This window comes from Nonomuraea sp. NPDC052129, from assembly GCF_040680095.1.
GTDB lineage: Bacteria > Actinomycetota > Actinomycetes > Streptosporangiales > Streptosporangiaceae > Nonomuraea.
Genome location: NZ_JBFAVX010000046.1, coordinates 14052 through 33746 on the forward strand (window position 1 = coordinate 14052; position 19695 = coordinate 33746).

13 protein-coding genes are annotated in these 19695 nt (G+C 70.4%); 7 read left to right on the forward strand and 6 right to left on the reverse strand.

What is annotated here, in order from left to right; translation table 11 throughout:
* Positions 1–92: 92 nt before the first annotated feature.
* Positions 93–1676, forward strand: a complete 1584-nt coding sequence (locus AB0L53_RS53430) for a molybdopterin-dependent oxidoreductase (protein WP_364012908.1) — start codon at positions 93–95, stop codon at positions 1674–1676.
* A gap of 49 nt (positions 1677–1725) precedes the next feature.
* Here AB0L53_RS53430 and AB0L53_RS53435 read toward each other — a convergent pair whose 3' ends face one another.
* From AB0L53_RS53435 to AB0L53_RS53445, 3 genes are all read right to left on the reverse strand, one after another.
* Positions 1726–3378: a carbohydrate binding domain-containing protein gene (locus AB0L53_RS53435; protein ID WP_364012911.1), complete on the reverse strand. Its 1653-nt coding sequence runs from the start codon at positions 3376–3378 to the stop codon at positions 1726–1728.
* Positions 3379–3584: 206 nt separating this feature from the next.
* Complete coding sequence (locus AB0L53_RS53440; RefSeq protein ID WP_364012914.1) at positions 3585–5273, reverse strand: carbohydrate-binding protein; 1689 nt, start codon at positions 5271–5273, stop codon at positions 3585–3587.
* Positions 5274–5676: 403 nt separating this feature from the next.
* On the reverse strand, positions 5677–7509 hold the full coding sequence (locus tag AB0L53_RS53445) for a M14 family zinc carboxypeptidase (RefSeq protein WP_364012917.1): 1833 nt from the start codon (positions 7507–7509) through the stop codon (positions 5677–5679).
* Positions 7510–7973: 464 nt separating this feature from the next.
* On the opposite strand from AB0L53_RS53445, the gene AB0L53_RS53450 reads away from it, so the two are divergent.
* Complete coding sequence (locus AB0L53_RS53450; RefSeq protein WP_364013078.1) at positions 7974–9323, forward strand: CocE/NonD family hydrolase; 1350 nt, start codon at positions 7974–7976, stop codon at positions 9321–9323.
* Here AB0L53_RS53450 and AB0L53_RS53455 read toward each other — a convergent pair.
* Positions 9296–12628: a BTAD domain-containing putative transcriptional regulator gene (locus AB0L53_RS53455; protein ID WP_364012920.1), complete on the reverse strand. Its 3333-nt coding sequence runs from the start codon at positions 12626–12628 to the stop codon at positions 9296–9298. The two genes, AB0L53_RS53450 and AB0L53_RS53455, sit on opposite strands and share 28 nt — an antisense overlap.
* An 88-nt stretch (positions 12629–12716) precedes the next feature.
* On the reverse strand, positions 12717–13811 hold the full coding sequence (locus AB0L53_RS53460) for a putative sulfate exporter family transporter (RefSeq protein WP_364012923.1): 1095 nt from the start codon (positions 13809–13811) through the stop codon (positions 12717–12719).
* Between the two features lie 195 nt (positions 13812–14006).
* Here AB0L53_RS53460 and AB0L53_RS53465 point away from each other — a divergent pair, with 195 nt between their 5' ends.
* The 3 genes from AB0L53_RS53465 to AB0L53_RS53475 all read left to right on the forward strand — a co-directional run bounded on the left by AB0L53_RS53465 (position 14007) and on the right by AB0L53_RS53475 (position 16831).
* Complete coding sequence (locus AB0L53_RS53465; RefSeq protein WP_364012926.1) at positions 14007–15212, forward strand: serine hydrolase domain-containing protein; 1206 nt, start codon at positions 14007–14009, stop codon at positions 15210–15212.
* 47 nt (positions 15213–15259) lie between these two features.
* Positions 15260–15940: a leucine efflux protein LeuE gene (gene leuE / locus AB0L53_RS53470; protein WP_364012928.1), complete on the forward strand. Its 681-nt coding sequence runs from the start codon at positions 15260–15262 to the stop codon at positions 15938–15940.
* A 261-nt stretch (positions 15941–16201) separates the two neighbouring features.
* Positions 16202–16831 (forward strand): VC0807 family protein, encoded by a 630-nt coding sequence (locus tag AB0L53_RS53475; RefSeq protein ID WP_358553828.1) that lies wholly within the window; start codon positions 16202–16204, stop codon positions 16829–16831.
* On the opposite strand, the gene AB0L53_RS53480 is transcribed toward AB0L53_RS53475, so the two are convergent.
* A complete protein-coding gene (locus AB0L53_RS53480; protein WP_364012932.1) occupies positions 16739–17716 on the reverse strand; it encodes a hypothetical protein in 978 nt (325 codons plus the stop codon). The genes AB0L53_RS53475 and AB0L53_RS53480 overlap by 93 nt on opposite strands.
* Before the next feature lie 438 nt (positions 17717–18154).
* Here AB0L53_RS53480 and AB0L53_RS53485 point away from each other — a divergent pair, with 438 nt between their 5' ends.
* Together AB0L53_RS53485 and AB0L53_RS53490 are read left to right on the forward strand one after the other, a co-directional pair.
* Positions 18155–18772 carry a DedA family protein gene (locus tag AB0L53_RS53485; protein ID WP_358553824.1) on the forward strand — a complete coding sequence of 206 codons (618 nt, stop codon included), beginning with the start codon at positions 18155–18157 and terminating at the stop codon, positions 18770–18772.
* A gap of 36 nt (positions 18773–18808) precedes the next feature.
* Positions 18809–19612 carry a DMT family transporter gene (locus AB0L53_RS53490; RefSeq protein WP_357943044.1) on the forward strand — a complete coding sequence of 268 codons (804 nt, stop codon included), beginning with the start codon at positions 18809–18811 and terminating at the stop codon, positions 19610–19612.
* The last annotated feature ends 83 nt before the right edge of the window (positions 19613–19695 follow it).

The window sequence follows — 19695 nt, forward strand, 5'->3', positions numbered from 1 at the left end:
TCTGAGTACTTCCACCGAGGGTTCCGATTCTTAACTCTGACATGGCGGGTCGTAACGCGATAGAACATGACCCTCTGTGCTGAACTTTTCTCATGGGGGGATCGCAGGTCAACCAGGCTCTGGTCAGGCTCTACTTCGAGGTGAAAGACGGGCTGCGTGACCCGGTCGCGGCGTGGGCGAAACTCACAGGAAATTCGCAGGTCTACCAGCAGGCCAGGGGTGGAAGGCGGGTTCCGCTGGACGACGGGACGGCGGCCGAGCTGACCGCCGCGGCGATCGTGCACACGGCCACCGAGCACGGCGCGGACCGGGTGGCCGCGCTGTCCACCTCGCCGCTCGCCGGGCTGATCGGCGGCCTGGGCGGCGCGGTGCTGACCGAGCAGTCCAGCGTGCCGGACCAGCTGCTCGGCCAGGGATTCCCCGGCACGTCGCCGGAGGACTGGCCGCAGGCGGCGTATGTACTGCTGTGGGGAGAGAACAACAGGCTCGTCCGCACGCCCGACATGCCCCTGGTGATCGCCGGGCGCTACAAGGGCCAGAAGGTCGTGGCGATCGGGCCGCATCCGACGCGCCTGTCGGACGAGACCCTGGTCGTCCGGCCGGGCACCGACGGCGCGCTGGCCATGGCCATGGGACATGTGCTGCTCAAGGAGTTCTTCCTGGAGCGGGCGGCGTTCGCCGGGCACGCGATGGAGCGCACGGACCTGCCGTTGCTGGTGCGGCTGCGCGAACACGGCGGCGCCTTCGTGGCCGGCGGGCTGACCGGGCGGCCCGCCGAAGGACTGAGCGTGTACGGCGGCGACTCGGTGGAGGTGCTGCTGCCGCGCTTCGACGACGGGCCGGGGCTGCTGCGCCGCGGGGTGCCGGTGGTCAGGGACGGCGACGAGCCGGTGACGACGGTGTTCGACCTGCTGCTGGCGGTGTACGGAGTGGCGCGGGACGGGTTGCCGGGTTGCTGGCCGGACGGATATGGCGATCGCGGTGAGCCGTACACGCCCGCCTGGCAGGAGGCGTACACGGGGGTCGCCGCCGCGCGCACGCTGAAGATCGCGCGGGAGCTGGGGGCGACGGCGGAGCGGACCGGCGGGCGGTGCATGATCGTGCCCGGGCGGCTGGAGACGAACCACGCCGACACCGCCTACCGGGCGATGCTGGCGCTGCTCGTACTGACCGGCTGTGGTGGAGGCTGGGCGCAGGCCGGGGCGGGGTCGGCCATTCCGCTCGTGCCGTACCTGTGCCTGCACGCGTGCGGCGAGGACGGCACGGACGTGGGTGCGCTGAGCTGGCCGCTGGCCGAGGGGCTGTTCGACCGGCGGTCGTCGCGGTCGATGCTGCTCGAAGCGGTGCGTGACGGGTTGCCGATGGCGCCGTCGCCGCGCGTGCTGGCGATCCCGCGCCCGATCTATCCGCTTCCGCCTGAGGTGGAGCTGCTCATCGGGCCCGACGACCGGTGCGACCTCGCGCCGCCCGACGCCTACCTGGTGGCGGACGCGGTGGCCAAGCTGACCGTCGATCACATGGAGCCCGCCGCGCCGGATCCGGCGGCGGTCGCCGCCGGAGGGCGGATGCGGTTGCTGGTCGATCACGCGTGGATGCACGAGTACGGGGAGGCCCTGCCGACGTATCGTCCGCCGGGGCAGGGCCTGCCCGTGAAGCCGACCCAGTTGGTGCGTTAGCCAACTGGTGCGTTAGCCGGCGCTCATCCGGCGAACCTTGTGAAGGCGCTCATCCGGTGAAGCCCTTGAAGATGCCGGTGAACTCGTACGCCGACTGGGAGATCCCGCTGCACGTCGGCGAGACGCTGCCGTTGGGGCAGCCGCCGTTGTCGCGGCCCACCGACCAGAAGCCGACGAAGCCGATGTGGTTGGTGTTGGCCCAGTCGCGCAGCTTGCGGGCGTCGGCCTGAGTGGTGGTCTGGCCCGTGTCGTTCTTGCCGATCATCGGTGTGACGCCGAGCATCCGCTTGATCTGGGCGTCGGTCTTCGACGGCCACACGCCCTTCATCTGGCCGAGCGTCGCCTGGGCGGCTGAGACCATCGCGTCGCCCCAGTTGCCGGTGTAGCCGAAGTCCATGACCATCGGGTTGACGATCACGTTCAGCCCCTTGGCGGCGGCGTCCTGGAGGATCTGCACTGAGAACGGGTCGAGGCCGTAGTCCTGTGCCTGCACGCGCAGCGTGTACCTCACGACGGTGCCGCGTTCGGACTGCAACTGCTTCAGCGCGCTGTTGACCTTGTTCACATCGATCGACGCCTCGACGTCGACGTCCAGCTGGTTCGTGCCGACCGCGTCGAGCACCTTCTTGTAGGCGGCGAGCAAGGTGGCGGTGGTGCCGCAGTTGTGCTCCAGGTAGGGGCCCTGGGCGCCGCCGCTGGCGACGACCACCTGGCCGCCCTGGGCCTGGAGCGCCTTGACGTCGTTGATGATCCTGGAATCGGTGAGCGGGATGACCCCGCCCCAGGCCGGGTTGCAGCCCGTGCTGTCGCCGAGCACGAAGGCCAGCGTGTAGTTCTTCACCCCCGTCGCGGCGGCGGCGCCGGCCAGGGACGGGGTGTTCATGGTGATGTCGATGTAGGGCGCGTAGCGGATGTCGCCGGTCGGCGGCGTGGTGTCGTTGGTCGTCTTCCCGCTGACGGACGCCGTGTACGCCGAGCAGTTACCGGCGGCGTCACACGCCCTGACGCGGAACCCGTAGGTCGTGGCGGCGCTGAGCCCGGTGGCCGTGTAGGAGGTGCCGGTGACCGCCGTGGGGGACGCGTTGTCCCTGGACACCTCGTAACGGGCGACGCTGCCGGAGTTGTCGGTGGAGGCGGACCACGTCACGGTCAGGCTGGAGTTGGTGGCGCCACCGACCGCCGGGCTTCCCGGCACAGTCGGCGCCTGGGTGTCCGGGGCGCCGCCCGGTCCGTCGAGCACGACGTCATCGGCGTAGTAGGCGCCCTGGCCGTACCATCCGTTGACGTAGACGATCACGCTCGTCACACCCGCGCCGGTGGTGAACGACGTTTTCAGCTGCTGCCATTGACCGCCCGGGGCACCCCAGGTGCTGACGTCGATCCCGGTGCCCGTCGCTCCCAGGAAGATGTAGTTGCCCTGGACCCACGCCGACAGCTGGTAGGTCGTGTTGGGCTGGACCGTCACGGTCTGCTGGCATCTGGCGTAGTCATTGCCCGCCGGGGTGGCCTGCAGGGCCTTCGTACCGCCGTGAACGGGCTGCGACACCGCCTGGGCGGCGGCGGAAGCCTGGCAGGTCCAGCCGGTCAGGGCGGACTCGAAGCCGGGGTTCGTCAGGATGTTGGCGGCTGAGGCGGGTGTGGCTTGGAGGGCTATGAGGCCCAGGGCGATGGCGGCCGTCGCCGCGAGTCCTCGCAGGTTCATGGAGATCCCTCATGTTCTCGGGTCTTCACGTTCTCGTCTTCGTGAAACTCGTCTTCGTGAAACTCGGCTTCGTGAAACTCGGCTTCGTGAAACTCGGGTCTTCGTGAAGCCCGGGTTTGCGTGAAAGTGCCGCCGCGCGCCCGTGGGCCACCCGCCGCACCGGCGGCGGGACGCCGGTGCGACGGGTGGGGTGGGCCGGTCCCGGTTCAGAAGCCGGCGGTGATCCTGGTGAAGTCCCAGTTCGACTGGGCGATCCCACTGCAGTTGGACACGACCCCGCCGCCCGGGCACGGCCGGTCGCGATTGACGGCCCAGTACGCGAGCCTGGTCAGGCCGTTGTTCCTGGCGTAGTCACGGATCTGCGTCCAGGTGGCCGTGGAGGTGAGCTCCTGCTGGTCCGACAGACCGTTCATGCCCGAGATGCCCATGTGCGCGTACGCCTGGGCGTCCGACCAGCCGAAGGCAGTCTTGAGGGTGTTCTTCAGCCCTTCGGAGGCGTTGACCGTGCTCTGGTACATGTTCGAGCCGCCGCCGAAGTCGAACGGCATGATCGTGTAGTTGTCGATCGGGACCGCGAGCTCCTTCGAGCGGTTGATCAGGCGGGTGCCCCAGTAGGTGGGGCCGGTGGTCGAGGTGCCGAAGGTGACGACGACCTTGACGTTGGGGTTGTTCTGCTTGACGATCTTGAGGCCGTTCAGGATGCGGTCCTGGACCGCCTCGCTCTCGAACTCGTCGGTGTTCTCGATGTCGAAGTCGACGGCCGCGGGACCGACGGCGTTGATGACCGTCTGCACCGCGCCGGCGAACGCCGAGGGCGAGGAGCAGTTCGGGCCGAGCTTGTTGCCCGACCAGCCGCCGAAGGAGACCTGCACGCTGCCGCCGGCCGACTTGATGGCCGAGATCGCCTGCGCGTCGGCGCCGCCGGTCAGCGGACGGCTGCCGTCCCAGGCCGCGTTGCAGCCACCGCTGGACAGGATGAACGCCATCGTGAACGACTTGACGCCGGTCGCGCTCATCACCGTGGCGGGCGCGGGCGGGTCGCCCCAGCCCATGTAGAGGTAGGGGGCGCCGGGCAGCTTGCTGCCGCCGCCGGTGCAGCCGGTGGTGGTCCCGGTGACCGCGGCGCTGGAGGCCGACTCGCCTACCGAGTTGTACGCCCTGACGGTGAAGGTGTGCGAGGTGCAGGTGCCCAGGGAGCCGATGGTGGCCGATGTCCCGGTGACGGTGGCCTTGACCGTGCTGCCCTCGTACACGCGATAGCCGGTGACCGTGCCCGACGACGCACCCCACGACAGGGAGAGGGAGCTGTTCGTGGACCCGCTGACGCTCGGCGAGCCCGGCTGGCCGGGGGCACCGGTGCCGGCCGAGGTGGTGGCGGTCACGGAGTTGCTGGCCGCGGAGAGGTTCCCGGCGGCGTCACGGGCGCGGACCGTGTAGGTGTAGCTGGTGGAGGCCGCGAGCCCGCCGTCGGTGTAGGTGGTGCCGGTGGCCGTCGTCACCAGCGTCGAGCCCCGGTAGACGTTGTAGCCGGTGACGCCGACGTTGTCGGTGGAGGCGTTCCAGGCCAGCGAGACGCTGCTGGAGGTCGTGCCGGTCGAGCGGAGGTTGCCCGGCACCGAGGGGGCGGTGGTGTCGCCGCCGCCGCCGGAGACGGTCTTCCACAGGGCGGGCACGGCGTCCGGCGTCCAGTCGGGCTGGGAGGTGTGGGCCTGGATGCACTCGTAGTCGACGCCGTTGTAGGTGACGCGGGTGCCCACGCTGTAGGCGGTCCATGCCGTCCACGCGGGGTAGGCGAGGGCCACGGCCCCATAGGCGCTGGTCGAGACGGTGGCGAGCCCGGCCCCCATCATGGCCAGGGCGGCGAGTAAGGCGAGGAACATGCGGCGAAATCTCATGGCATTCCCTGGTGGTGCGGCTGTGACGGGTCATGTCCTTGTGGCGTGCCGTACGGCTCGCGCCGGGGGGTGAGAGCGCGAGCCGTACGGCATGGGCCCGCGTGGTGGGGCGGGCCGCTGGGGGGTGGCAGCAGGAGGGTTCGCTTTGCTCGGCCAGTCAGCGCCTACGCCGGAGGGTCGCTTCGACGGCCCGGAACACTCTGGCTCAGAGTGGAGGAGGGCGGCGGAGACCGGGACATGGCTTCCTGATTCATGATTTCTTTTAGGAAAGTTTCCTAAGAGTTGCCGCGATCGTAGCCTTGACACCGGGGTCTTACAAGACCCAAAGATGAGGTCCGAAAGGCACAGCAACGGCGGAGCACCTGGACTCGGTGCTCCGCCGTGATGACCGACCGTTGAACGATCAGTTCTGCTGGGTGATGCGGACGTCGTCGACGCCCGCTTCGACCAGGGACGCGCCGGAAGCGTCGGCGGCGTCTATGAGGATGCGGACCGTCTGCCCCGCGTACGCGCTCAGACTGGCCGTGGCCGTGGCCCAGGCCCCGTTGCGGTTGGCCGCCGCGCCGGCCTGTTGGAAGACGGTCGTCGTGGTGTCGCCGACCACCCTGACCCGGAAGTAGTCGGCGCTGGAGGCGTTCGAGCCGTGCGCCAGGTACCACGACAGCGAGAGGCTGAGCATGCCGGTGGCGGGCAGCGTGATGGGCGGCGACTGGATCGAGGTGATGCCGCCGTCGACGTCGAAGTCACCCGCGGAGGTGCCCGCGAGGCGGCCCGTCACCAGGTCGTTGGTGCCGCTGACCGTGGTGGCGAGCTGCTTGGCGCCGGAGGAGGTGGTCGCCTCTGGGACGCCGCGCTCCCACGCACCGAGAGTGGCCGTGTCCGTGGCGCTCGCGTTGACGGTCCAGCCGGTACCCGTCTCGAAGGTGTCGGAGTAGACGGTCACGGGCGGGGTGCCGGTGCCGCAGTACTGGGACTCCTTGCCGATGATCCGGTAGACGCAGTCGGAGTACTCGAGGAAGCGGAGCACCGCCTCCCTGTTCCGGGTGGTCTGCGGGACGATCTGCTCGTCCGGCGGGTAGAAGCCCGGGCTGGAGCTGACGGGGTACATCTCGAAGGTGAAGCTGAAGATCTTGTACGCGCCCCACAGCCAGTCGTCGATCGTCCCGTCGGTGATGTAGAGGTCGCTGGCCTGCTCCGGGGTGTAGTTGTTGGTGGAGGCCATGTTCCGGCCGAGCGCCGCGAACGCGTCGTGGTCGTCCTGGGTCAGGCCCGGGGCCGTGTCGTTGAAGGTGAAGCCGTAGGGCCACAGGACGAGTTCGGCGTAGGTGTGGAAGTCGATGTTCGACTTGATCTGCTGGACGCCGCCGACGACGCGGCCACGTACGAAGTTGGCCACGGCCTTGACCTCGGGTGCCGACTCGGCCGACGCGCCGCGGTAGGTCTCGCTGGAGGTGCTGCCGGAGGAGCCGCCGCAGCAGCCGAAGTTGTAGGCCCAGTTACGGTTCAGGTCGGTCCCGACGGCCGACGAGCCGCTGTTCGGCTGGCGGTTCTTGCGCCAGGAACGGTAGGAGCCGCTGGCGATGTCGTACTCGCCGCCGTCCGGGTTCAGGTCCGGCATGATCCAGATCTCCCGGGAGTTCACCAGGTTCGTGATCCGGGTATCGGTGCCGTAGTTGTCCACCAGCAGGTGCGCCAGGTAGAGCGCCATCTCCACCGTGAGGTGCTCGCGGGCGTGCTGGTGCGCGGTGAAGAGCACCTCCGGCTCGGCCTCGTCGGTCGCGACGTTGTCGCTGATCTTGATGACGCGCATGGCTCTGCCCTCGTACGACGTGCCGTACGTGGAGACCGTCGCGAGGTTGGGATGAGCGGCGACGAGCGCGTTGATGTCGGCGTTCGCCTCGGCGTAGTTGTGGTAGCCGGAGTCCGCCGGCGGGAAGTCAAAGGTCCCGACGCCGCCGGACGGCGATAACGGGCGCGACACCTCCGAGACCCGGTAACCGAGGCGCCTGATCGCGTCCACCTCGGCCGTCGTGGCGGTGATCAGGACCGACTCCGTGGCCACCTCGTCGATCGCGGCGCCGGTCGCGGCGACGGCGCTGCGTTGCTGGGCGTTCGCCGGCCCCTCCACGCGATACTGCCGGTTCGGTGGCGGCTCGGCGGCGGCCCCGGCTCCGGTCATGCCGGTCAGGCAGACCAGGCCGAGGACGGCGAGCAGGATGACAAAACGGCGTTTCACCTAGTCCTCCTCGGGCGCATGGGATGTCGTTGACACGCGCCTGAACCGAGGGTGAGGACGTTGCGGTGGTTGGGAAAGGCCCAACTTTCCGGCCCGTCCGGTGGGCCCGTTTCCTGCCGGCTCCAGAGCCTGACAGCTAAGCGACAGGTTAATGCCAGCCCTCTACCAGGGCGTTCAGACACGCTGAGCGACATGAGCATCAGTGCTGAGGGCCTGCGACAGGAAGGTCCCATGATCAAGACCACGGAGACCATGACCACCCGCGACGGCGTCACCCTCGTCGCCACGCTCTGGCGGCCCGCCGGGCCCGGCCCCTTCCCGGTGCTGCTGTCCCGCACGCCGTACGGTAGGACGGATCCGGGGCCCGGAATGCACCTGGACCTGGCCCGGCTGGTGGCCGCCGGATACGCGGTCGCCGTCCAGGACGTGCGTGGGACCGGCGACTCGGACGGCGAGCTCACTTCATCGCCGGCGAGGCCGCCGACGGCTACGACGCGGTGCGGTGGGCGGCCACGCAGCCCTGGTCGGACGGGAACGTCGGCATGTTCGGCGACTCCTACCTGGGCATCACCCAGCTCCTGGCCGCCCAGGAACGCCCGGCGGGCCTGCGGGCCATCGCGCCGCACGTGGCGCCCGCGTCACTGCACGAGGTGGTCTACCACTCGGGCGTGCCCAACCTCAACGTGGTCCTGACCGTCAGCGCGGCCGTGCTCGCGCTCGACGAACTGCAGCGCCGGATCAACCGGGGTACGGCGCTCGCCGCCGACAGGGACGCCTATCTGGCGGCGCTGGGCTTCCCCGATCGCTTCCCCGAGACCATGCTGCGGCTGGCCGAGCGCCTGCCGCTGAGCGACCAGCCGCTCCTGACCGACCTCGTACCCTTCTACGCCGGCTGGATGGACCATCCCGACCCGGCGGCGGAGCCGTGGCGGGACGGCGCCGTCCGCTACGCCGAGATCGAGGTGCCGGCTCTGGTGGGTACCGGCTGGTACGACTACTTCCGCGACGCCTCCGTCGGCCACTACCAGCACCTGCGCGGCGGATCCCGGCTCGTCGTGGGCCCGTGGGCGCACTTCACGCAGGACGGCGACGTCTGCGGGCGGGACTACGGGGCAGGAGCGAGCCAGGACGCGATCGACTGGACCGGCCTGCACCTGGAGTGGTTCGGCCAGTGGCTGCGCGGGGAGTCGCCGGCCGACCGGGCCACGGTGACGTACTTCCTGATGGGCGCCGACGAGTGGCGCACCGCGTCCGACTGGCCGCCACCCGCCGCCCGGCGCGTGGCGTACCACCTGGGCCCGGACGGCACGCTCAGCACCATCCCGGCGGGCGGCGGGGGCGGCGAGTTCGTCAGCGACCCCGACGACCCGGTCCCCACGGTGGGCGGGGCGGTGATGACGTTCGACGCCTTCGGGCCGCTCGACCAGCGCCCGCTCGACGAGCGCGGTGACGTGCTGCGTCACCAGAGCGAACCGCTCGACGCCGCGCTGGAGGTGACCGGGGACGTCGAGCTGATCGTGCTCGTGTCGTCCACCGCGACCAGCGCGGACGTCGCCGTCAAGCTGATCGACGTGCACCCCGGCGGCCGGGCCGAGCTGCTGACCGACGCCATCACTCGGGTGACGGACCTGGCTCCCGGCGAGGTGCGCGAGGTCAGGGTCGAGCTGGGCGCGATCTCGAACCTCTTCCGCCCCGGACACCGGATCAGGATCGACGTGGCGGGATCGAACTTCCCCAGGTTCGCCAGGAACCCCGAGAAGGGCACGACCACGGTCCTCGACCCCTCCTACGTGATGCTGCCGATCATCTCGTAGACCTCCTGCCTGGTCATGGCGGCGCCCTTGCCGTACAGGTCGTCGTAGCGCGCGTCGCCGAGCGCGGCCCTGGCCGACGCCGTCCCCGCGACGGTGTCGGCCGACGCGTCGGGCGGCTCGACGGCGGCCGACGCGCCGAACAGGACGGCCGCGCGTGCCGGGTCACCGCCCGACAGCTCGGCCAGCGCGCACCCGGCCAGCACGATCGACAGGTACGGCAGATCCGGCGTGGCACCCAGCAGGCCGAGCGCCAGGCGGTGCTGTTCGAGCCCGGCCGCGGGGTCGCCACCGACCGTCAGCGCCCTGCCGTAGCCGGTGTGCACCGCCACCGCGAGCTGCGGAATCGCCGGCGCCTCGGCCAGCAGCGGGAACAGGTCGCGGTAGGTGGCCAGGCTCTGCTCGACATCGCCGAGCCGGTAGGCCAGCGTGGCCTCCCCCAGGCCGAGCTGGATAAGGGTGAACGCCGAGATCTCCGCATCCAAGCCGAGCCGGGCACCGGCCCGGCCGGCAACTCCGTCGTCGGCCCGATCGGTGGTTCCGTCAGCGGCTCCGGTGGCGGCTCGGCCAGTGATCTGGTCGGCGGCCCGGCTGGTGATCCGGTCCGCCGTGACTCCGCGTCGGGCCTTGGCCAGGTCGGCGGCGGCGCCGTCAAGGTCGCCGCTCTGCGCGCGGAGCGTCGCCAACCGGGTCAGCGTCGAGATCGTCTCCTCCGAGCTCACCCATTCGCTGGTGAGCGACTGGGTCTCGGCGATCAGATCTTCCGTGGGCTCCCCGCGCGCGGCGCGCAGCGCGGCCAGATTCAGCAGCGCCTCGCTCAGCCCCCACCGTTCGCCCAGCTTCCTGAACCCGGCCACCGCCTGCTCGAGCCGCTCTTCGGACGCGTGCGGCCCGCCGAGCATCCTGGCCGAGCTGGCCAGCCAGAGGTCGTCGCTCTCGGCGAGGCGATCGAGCAGCGCGGCGGCCTTCTCATCCTGCCCGGCCGCGCTCGCCATGACGGCCCGGCTGATCAGCAGCAGCGGGTGGACGGGCCCTTCCCGCTCCGCCGCCGTGATCAGCTCGTTCATCCGCACGGACAGGTCCCGCATGGCCGCCCGATCACTGACGATCGACGCGAACTTACTCACCCCATCCGCGAACAGACAGGCCACGTACGCCCTCACCAGGCCCGGGGGCGGGGTGTCGCCCGCCAGGTCGAGCGCCTGCCCCGCCCAGTTCGCGCTCTCGTGCCGGTAGCCGCACATCCACCAATACCAGTTGAGTGCCGCGCAGAGCCGCAGCGCGATCTCCACGTCGCGCTCGTCGAGCGCCCAGCGCAGCGCCACCGAGCAGTCGTCTCGCTCGGCCGAAAGCCGCTCGATCCACTCGATCTGCGCGCCGGTCCGCAGCTGGGGAACCGCCCGTTCGGCGAGATCGAGCAGGTGTACGGCATGGCGCCGCCGGTACGCCGCCATCTCCCCGGTCTCGGCCAGCCGGTCGGCGGCGTACGCGCGGATCGTCTCCAGCATCGAATAGCGGCCCTCCGGCGACACCTGGACCAGCGACTTGTCGGCCAGCGCGCCCAGCACGTGGGCGGTACCACCGCACACCGCCTCGACGGATTCGAGCGTGGCGCCGCCCGCGAAGACCGCGAACCCGCGGGCCAGCTCGCGTTCGGGCTCGTCGAGCAGGTCCCAGCTCCACTCCACCACCGCTCTGAGCGTCTGCTGGCGGGGCAGCGCCGTACGGCTGCCGCCCGTCAGCAGCCGGAAGCGATCGTCGATGCGGTCGGCGAGCTGCCGCGGGGTCATCGTCCGCAGCCGGGCCGCGGCCAGCTCGATGGCCAGCGGCATGCCGTCCAGCCGGCGGCACAGGGCCACCACGGCCGCGACGTTCCCCGCGTCGAGGGCGAACGCGGGCCGGGCCGCCGTGGCGCGGTCGAGCAGCAGGCGTACCGACGGGTATTCGGCCGCTCGGGTCGCGTCCACGCCGGGCGGGGGCGGCTCCAGCGGCGGGATGGGCACCAGCCGCTCCCCCGGCACGCCGAGCGGCTCCCGGCTGGTGGCCAGCACGTGCAGGCCGGGGCAGCCGGCCAGCAGGTCATCGGCCAGGCGCGCGGCGGCGTCGACGAGGTGCTCGCAGTTGTCCAGCACGATCAGCACCCGGCGCTCGCCCAGGGCCTCGACCACCTGCCGGAGCGGCCCGCCCCCGCCAAACCGGCCGCCCCCTCCTGGTCCCCCGTCCCCTCCCGGTCGCCCGTCCGCCCACGCGCCCGGCGTGTCCGGCCCTTGGCGCGAATAACCGGTCGCCTCCGGCGAGTGATGCGAGTAGCCGGGCCGGTCGTCGCGCAGGCCGAGGGCGTCGAGCACCGCGCCGGGCAGGGCCGCGGGGTCGGCGACGGAGGCCAGCTCGACCATCCACGCGCCGTCGAACCGCGTGCCCATGCGCAGGGCCGCCTCGGCGGCCAGCCTGGTCTTGCCCGCGCCGCCCGGGCCGACGATCGTGACCATCCGGGCGTGACCGAGGACGGTGGTCAGCAGGTCCAGCTCGTCCTCGCGGCCGATGAACGTGGTCAGGGGGACCCGGACGTTGCCCTTGGTCAGGCCCTTGGGAGGGTCCTGCCGTACGGGAACCTCGCCCGACACGACCGCCAGGTGGGCGGCGCGCAGCTCGGGCCCCGGGTCGACGCCGAGCTCGTCGGCGAGCGTCCGGCGGATGCGCTCGAACAGGGCCAGCGCGTCGGCCTGCCGCCCGGCGGCGGCCAGCCCGCGCATCTCCAGCGCGCACAGCCGCTCACGGAGGGGGTGCGCGGCCACCTCGGCGGCCAAGTCGGCCGGCAGCCCGGCCGCCAGCCGCGCCTCGGCGCGGGCCTCGATCGCGGCCAGCCGATCCTCCTCCAGCCCGGCGGCCACGTTGGCCAGGTGCGGCACGGCGCCGAGACCGGCGAGCGCGGGCCCACGCCAGAGCGCGAGCGCCTCATCGAGCTGCGCCAGACCGGTCAGATCGAGCTTCGCGAGGCCGGTCAGGCGGCGAAAGCGCAGCGCGTCGACCTGGTCGGCGTCGACGGCCAGCGCGTAGCCACCCGCCCGGCTCTCCACGATCTCGTACGGCCTGAGCGCCACGCGCAGCCGCCTGACCAGCGTCTGCAGCGCGTTGGCGGCGTTGCCCGGCGGCTCCTGCGGCCAGAGCATGTCGATGAGCCGCTCGGAGGTGACGGTCCGCCCGGCTTCGAGGGCGAGGATGGCCAGGAGCGCCCGTAACCGGAACCCGCCGACCGCGATCGGCTCCGCGCCGGTCACTTCCAGTGTCCCCAGGATGGATATCCGCACGAAACCCATCCTGCCGCTTTCCCCCGGATAGGCGCTCAAGTGGTACGGCTCGCGCGACCACCCCTAGCCACGCGAGCCGTACCCACTCTCAAACGGCGAACCCGCCGAACAACAGCGCGGCCAGCCCCAGCGCCAGCAGCAGGTTCACCGCCGTCGCGGCGGCGAAAACGCCGACCGGACGCCAGCCGGCCTCCCTGAGCGAGGAGACGCGGAACTCCAGCCCGATACTGACGAACGCCAGGATCAGGAAACACACCCGCAGGTCGTTCACCACGGCGATGGCGGCCTTGTCGCCGCCCGCGCCCAGATACCAGGTGGCGATCACCGAGGCGGCGACGAAGCCGAGCACGAACTTCGGAAAGCGGTGCCACAGGTCCGCCAGGCGCGGCAGGGGCGCGTCGGGGCGGCGCTCGACCTTGAAGGCGAAGTAGGCGGTGAGCGCGACGGCGACGACGCCCATGAGCGCGTTCTGCGTCACCTTGACGATGGTGGCGACCTGCAGCGCCTGCTCGCCGACGATCGCCCCGGCCGCCGTAACCGCCGCTGTGGTGTCGATGTTGCCGCCGATCCACGCGCCCGCCACCTCAGGGCTCAACCCCAGCACCCCGGCCAGCCAGGGCAGCACGAAGATGGACGGCAGCGCGAACGCGATCACCAGGCTCGCGCTGTAGGCCAGCTGCTCCTTCTTGGCCTGTACGGCTCCGGCCGCGGCGATGGCCGCGCTGACGCCGCAGATCGACACGGCGGAGGCGAGGAGCGCCCGCAGCTTGTCGTCCAGCCCCAGCCGCCCGCCGAGCCACCAGGTGAACAGGAAGACGCAGCTGATCAGTACGACCGCCTGGGCGATGGCCGGGCCCGCGGCGGTGACGATCACCTTGAGATTGATCGACGCGCCGAGCAGCACCAGGCCCGTCTTGATGAAGAACTCGGTCCTGAAGCCGCCGGCGAGCCGCTCCCGCAGCCCGGTGGCGCTCAGAACGGCATTGCCGAGCAGACCGAGGGCGATGGCGTAGACGGGATACTCGACGGCCGCGCCCAGCTGCTCGAACGGCCCTCCTTTGGTGGCGTCGGGCACGCTCTGTTCCAGGAACCTGGTGGCGGCGCCGAGCACCAGCACCACCAGCACTCCTCCGGCGACGTCCAGACCGGTGGCCGTCCGGCCTTCGGTTGCTTCGGCGCTCATCAGGGCACCAACCCGGCCGGGATCACACCGGTGATGACGAGCAACAGCAGCGCCAGGCCGACGATGGTCGCCGCCCAGTCTTCGTTGATCGACCGCATGTTTTCACACTAAACCTACATGGAATCAAGGTAAAGGGGTCCGCAGTCATCGGGGCAGTCGGTTTACACCGGCCCTCTTTCGTGATGGATTCGGGCAATGACCGTACAAGGGACGTGCGACCCCAGGTTCTCCCAGGTCGCGGAGGAGTTCGATCGCAACCTCGCACTTCGCGGCGAGGTCGGCGCGTCGGTGTGCGTGGTGCTCGACGGTGAGATGGTCGTCGATCTCTGGGGCGGCCAGGCCGCGCCCGGCGTCCCCTGGCTGCACGACACCATCGGCCATGTCTGGTCATGCACGAAGGGCGCCACGGCGCTCTGCGCGCACATGCTGGCCGCGCGCGGTGAGCTGGATCTCGATGCCCCCGTCGTCCGCTACTGGCCCGAGTACGGCGCCCACGGCAAAGAGGCGACGCTGGTCAGGCATCTGCTCTCGCACCAGGCGGGGGTTCCGGTGTTGCGCGAGCCGCTGGCGCCCGGGGCGTTCTACGACTGGAAGCTGATGGTCGATCGGCTGGCCGGCGAGCGGCCGTTCTGGGAGCCGGGCAGCCGTCACGGTTATCACGCGCTGACGTTCGGGTTCCTGGTCGGCGAGGTCGTCCGCAGGGTGAGCGGACGCTCGCTCGGCACGTTCTTCCGCGAGGAGGTGGCCGAGCCGCTCGGCCTGGACTTCTGGCTGGGCCTGCCCGAGGAGCAGGAAGGCCGGGTGGCGCCCACGATCCCCGCCGACCCGCCGTCGGACCCGCCCAAGTTCTACGTCAAGGCGTTCACCGATCCCGCCTCGATTCCGGGGCTGCTGCTGGCCAACGAGGGCGGCTACATGACCACGCCCGGCGAGTCGGACAGCCGCGAGGCGCACGCGGCCGAATACGGCGCCGTCGGCGCGGTGACGAATGCCAGGGGCCTGGCGGGCATGTACCGGCCGCTGTCCCTCGGGGGCGGCGAACTCGTGACCGAGCAGCAGCTGGCCGTCATGGGGCTGACCGCCTCGGCCGGGACCGACGCGGTGCTGGCCGTGCCGACCCGGTTCTCGACCGGCTTCATGAAGGCGGTCGACAACAGGTACCTGCCGCCCGCCGACAGCGAGGGCGTGTTGCTGTCGGCGACCGCGTTCGGGCACGCGGGCATGGGTGGCTCGCTCGGCTTCTGCGACCCGGCGGCCCGGCTGGCCTTCGGCTACACGATGAACAAGCAGGGCATCGGACTCGGCGTCAACCCGCGCGGCCAGGCTCTGGCGGACGCCACTTATCGGGCGCTCGGCTACCAGCAAGCCCATGGAGGAATTTGGTACGCGCCGAGGGATTAATCGCGCGATACCCTGGCTTGTCATTACGCATTCCAGGAGCGAGCGGCATGTTCTTCGGTATCACGGATCTCTCGACTTACGTCCTCGGTGCCTTCCTCATCATCCTGCTGCCGGGCCCCAACTCCCTGTACGTCCTGAGCGCGGCCGCCCAGCACGGGGTGCGGCACGGCTACCGGGCCGCGGCGGGCGTCTTCGTCGGTGACACGGTTCTCATGGCCTTCACGGCCGCGGGCGCGGCGTCCCTGCTGCGCTCCAGCCCGGTGCTGTTCAGCATCGTCAAGTACGCGGGCGCCGGCTACCTGGCGTGGATCGGCTTTCAGATGCTGCGGAGTGCCTGGCGCGCCTGGCGCTCCCGGCCCGGCACCGCCGAGACCGCCGACGCCGCCCCGGCCAAGGCCGTTGACGCGGAAATCCCGGGCAGCCGCCTCCGCCCGTTCCGCAAGGCGTTGACGATCAGCCTGCTCAACCCCAAGGCGATCCTCTTCTTCGTCTCCTTCTTCATCCAGTTCGTGGACCCGGGCTACACCGCGCCCGTGCTGTCGTTCCTCATCCTGGGCGCGATCATCCAGGTCTTCAGCCTGCTCTACCTCACCGCGCTCATCCTCGGGGGCACCTTCCTGGCCACCCAGTTCCGCGCCCGCAGAAAACTTAGCGCGGGCTTGACCTCGGGTGTCGGCGCCCTGTTCCTCGGTTTCGGGGCCAAGCTGGCGACCACTTCACTGAGCTGAAACCGCGTCTACGGCGGGGCGCAAGCGAGCTCTGGTTGAGTGACGATCGGCGGCGGCGCGCCACCCGCGCCGCACCGAGTCGGACAGCCACAAACTCATGGAACGTGGCAAAAGAGGCAGTGGCATACCGATTCGTCGGGTACGGTAAGCCACCGGCAGACCCGGAGTAACCAATTCGTAATCTCCACCGGTCCGTCCGGGAAGCCTGGTCTCCCGAAGCTCGGGTAGTTCGCTGATCGTCGGCCAATTTGCGGAGCAGTCGTGAATCACCCTCCCGTAACCCTGCCGCGTCTGACCGCTCTTGTGCGACAGGCGGTGCCTCGGCTGCTCGAAGGCGTGGTCGCGCCGCTCGCCGTGTTCTACGCCGCCCTGGCCGTGCTGGGGCTCAACGGGGCGCTGGTCGCGGCCGTGTCCTGGGTCTACCTCGGCGTCGCCTGGCGGCTGATCAGGGGCATCCGGGTGCCCGCCACGATGATCCTGGCCGCGATCGCGATCACCGCGCGCGCCGCCGTGGGCTTCTGGACCGGCAGCTGGGTGGTCTACTTCATCCAGCCGGAGCTGGGCACGCTCTGCATCAGCATGGCCTTCCTGGCCTCGGTGCGGCTCAACAGGCCGCTCGTACAGAAGCTCACGCTCGACTACATCCACCTGCCGTCGGCGGTGCTCAAGCACGAGCGGGTCCGCAGGTTCTTCGCCAGGATCACGCTGCTGTGGGCGTTCGTGCTGATGGCCAACTCGACGGTGAGCATCTGGCTCGCGCTGCACGAGTCACTCAGCACGTTCATGCTGCTCCGCACCTCAGCGGTGGCCGTGATCAGCGGTCTCGCGATCGCCTTCTCGATCTTCGCCTTCAAGCGCCTCCTGCGCCGGTTGCACGTGGCCCACGCCTGACCGTTCGGCCAGCAGGAACGCCCCGCACATCGCCATCACCAGCCCGGTCAGCGTGCCGAACAGCTCCACCAGGCCCTCCGCGCCGATCATCTTCGCCCCGAGCGGCCCGGCGGTGACCGTGAGGATCATCGCGTAGAGCCCCCAGGCGAACATGACGCCCGTGCCGAGCCAGCCCACCACCAGCGGCGGCCAGAACGCCCCGGAGCCCCGGCCTCTGACGAGGAGGACCAGCGCGATCCCCGCCCCGAGCGCGAGCAGGCCCTTGAAGCCGTCCTGCAGCACCTGCTCCGGCGCGGGGTTACCGGCGGCCCAGTACAGTCGGGTCCCGCCGAGCACCGCCGACACCGGTAGCGCCCCTCTGGCGACGACAGTCTGGAACGGCCTGGTCGGGCTCGCGTAGCCGTACCCGAGAGCCGTGGAGAAGACGACGGGCCACCGATCCCTGGCGTACAGGACGAACGCCACGATCAGCCCCACGCCCTGCCCGATGAACCCGCCGTAGACCATCATGTACACCCAGGGCGCGATGGGCCCGTCCGTCACGAAGATCGACGGGCCGGAGACCAGGACGCTGACCGGCACCGTGACGATCACCACCGACAGCAGGCCGGTGCCGACCCAGAGGGGCAGCAGCACCAGCCAGGCGGGCAGCCGCATGCCCCGCCGCGTGGTGAACGCCAGCGCCAGCAGCAGCGCGACCGCGTCCATGCCGAACGTCATCACGTTCAGCCCGACCATCGCCGGATCGTTCATGAACGCCGGGTCGGAGACGCCCACCGGATGGCCGGTCAGCCAGAAGATCTTCAAACTCAGGTACGGGAGCATGGCGGCCATCGCCACGACCGCCGCCGTGATGCGGCCGATTCCGGCCTTCTGGGGAGTCATGTGCCAACAGTGCGCCTCCTCGCCCCGGCCATCCCTCCCGCAGCGGAGGGATCCGCCTCACCCATGAGGGGGAACCGGGCGTCCGGACGAAGGTAGGGGAACTACCCTGACGAAAGTCAGGGTGGTGCTGGATCAACCATCCCCGGTGGTGTTAACCCCACCCAAAAGCCGCCCACCCACACTCCTGTGCTGGTAGCGGCCACCCGCTTTGATCGAAGAGCGTCGCCCGGAGGTCGTATGACCGCCCCTGACGAAAGTCGGGGGTCATGTGTGCCGATCGACTGATGTGCCGTGACCTGCGGAGTTTCTAGCTTCAAAAGGTGCGCGCCCTGACCCCTATCGGGGTGGGGCACGCGTTCGACCGGGGTGATCCCCGATGTCCCACGGCACCTCACACAGACACGCTGTGAGGGCGCCTCAACGATCGGAGTACACGCAATGTCGCACGCCATTCTGGAACTGGTCCAGCAGGTGATGTCGTCACCTTGGCTGTACGTGGCGCTGTTCGCGCTGGCACTGCTCGACGGGTTCTTCCCGGTCGTGCCGGCGGAGACCGCGGTGATCACCGCGGCCGTCTTCGCCGCCTCCGGGCAGACGAACCTGGCGTTGGTGATCGTGGTGTCCGCGCTGGGCGCCTTCGCGGGCGACCATGTCTCCTACCTGATCGGCAAGAAGTCGGGCGGGCGGCTGCGGCACCGCAAGGCGTTCGTGTGGGCCGGGAACGCACTGGCCGAGCGCGGCGGGATGATCCTCGTGGCCGCTCGTTACATCCCCGGCGGGCGCACCGCGACCACGCTGACCATGGGCGCCGTACGCCATCCGCTGCGTTCCTTCACCTTCTTCGACGCGATCGCGGCCGCCTCGTGGGGCCTGTACTCCGGCCTGATCGGCTTCTTCGGCGGGATGGCCTTCGAGAACGACCCGATCAAGGGACTGCTGCTCGGCCTGGGCATCGCCCTGTCCGTCACCGGGCTCGTCGAGGTCATCCGGTGGTCGCGGAAGCGACGCGCCACCCAGGCTTCCCCGGAGCGCCTTCCGGTGGACACGTCTGTTTGACCTCGCCCGGTAACCATCTGTTTGAGAGGAGTGGGCATGACTGTCCTGGCCGCCGTTATCGCCCTGGTCGGTTCCCTGTTCTTCGCGCTCGGCGCCGCGCTTCAGCAGTTCGAAGCGGCCGGTACGACCAAGCCCACCCTGCTCATGCTGTTGCGGAGGCCGCGCTGGCTGCTCGGCGGCCTGTCGATCCTGTCCGGCGGCGGCCTGCACATCGTCGCCCTCGGCCTGGGCCCGCTGACCGTCGTGCAGCCGATGGGGGTGGCGAGCCTGCTGTTCGCGCTGCCGATCGCCGCCGCGCTGCACGGCCGCAGGCCCTCCCGCAAGGAACTGAGCGCCGCGGGTGTGGTGGCGGCCGGGCTGATCGGCCTGGTCCTGCTGGTGCCTGCGGCCGAAGGCCCGACGTACCTGAGCCCGAACGGCGTACTGACGTTGCTGGCGGTCGCCGGCATCGCGTCGGTGCTGCTCTGGGCGGGCTCGAAGATCGCCTCGCCGGCGGGCCGGGCGGCGCTGCTGGCCACCAGTTCGGGCGTGCTGTACGGCGCCACGGCCACGCTCATGCGGGCGCTGGTCGACGGCTCCTGGAACTGGTGGTACCTGCTGGCGATGCCGGTGCCCGCGCTGCTGGCGCTGATGATGCTCCAGCGGGCCTACGCCGTCGGTCACTTCGGCGTCTCCTTCGCCTCGCTGCAGATCGCCGACCCGCTCACCGCGGTCGCCTTCGGCGCGCTGCTGCTGGGCGAGCCGCTGCCCTCCGGACTGGCCCCGATCGCGGCGGCGGCGCTGACCGCGGCGGGGACCTTCGCACTGGCTCGCACCACTCCGCTGGAGGCGCGCCACTGACCTGCCCCCGAACCACCCACCCCCGCCACCTACTCCCCACCACCTACTCCCGCACCGGCCTTCCCCAGCCGGTCGGCGATCAT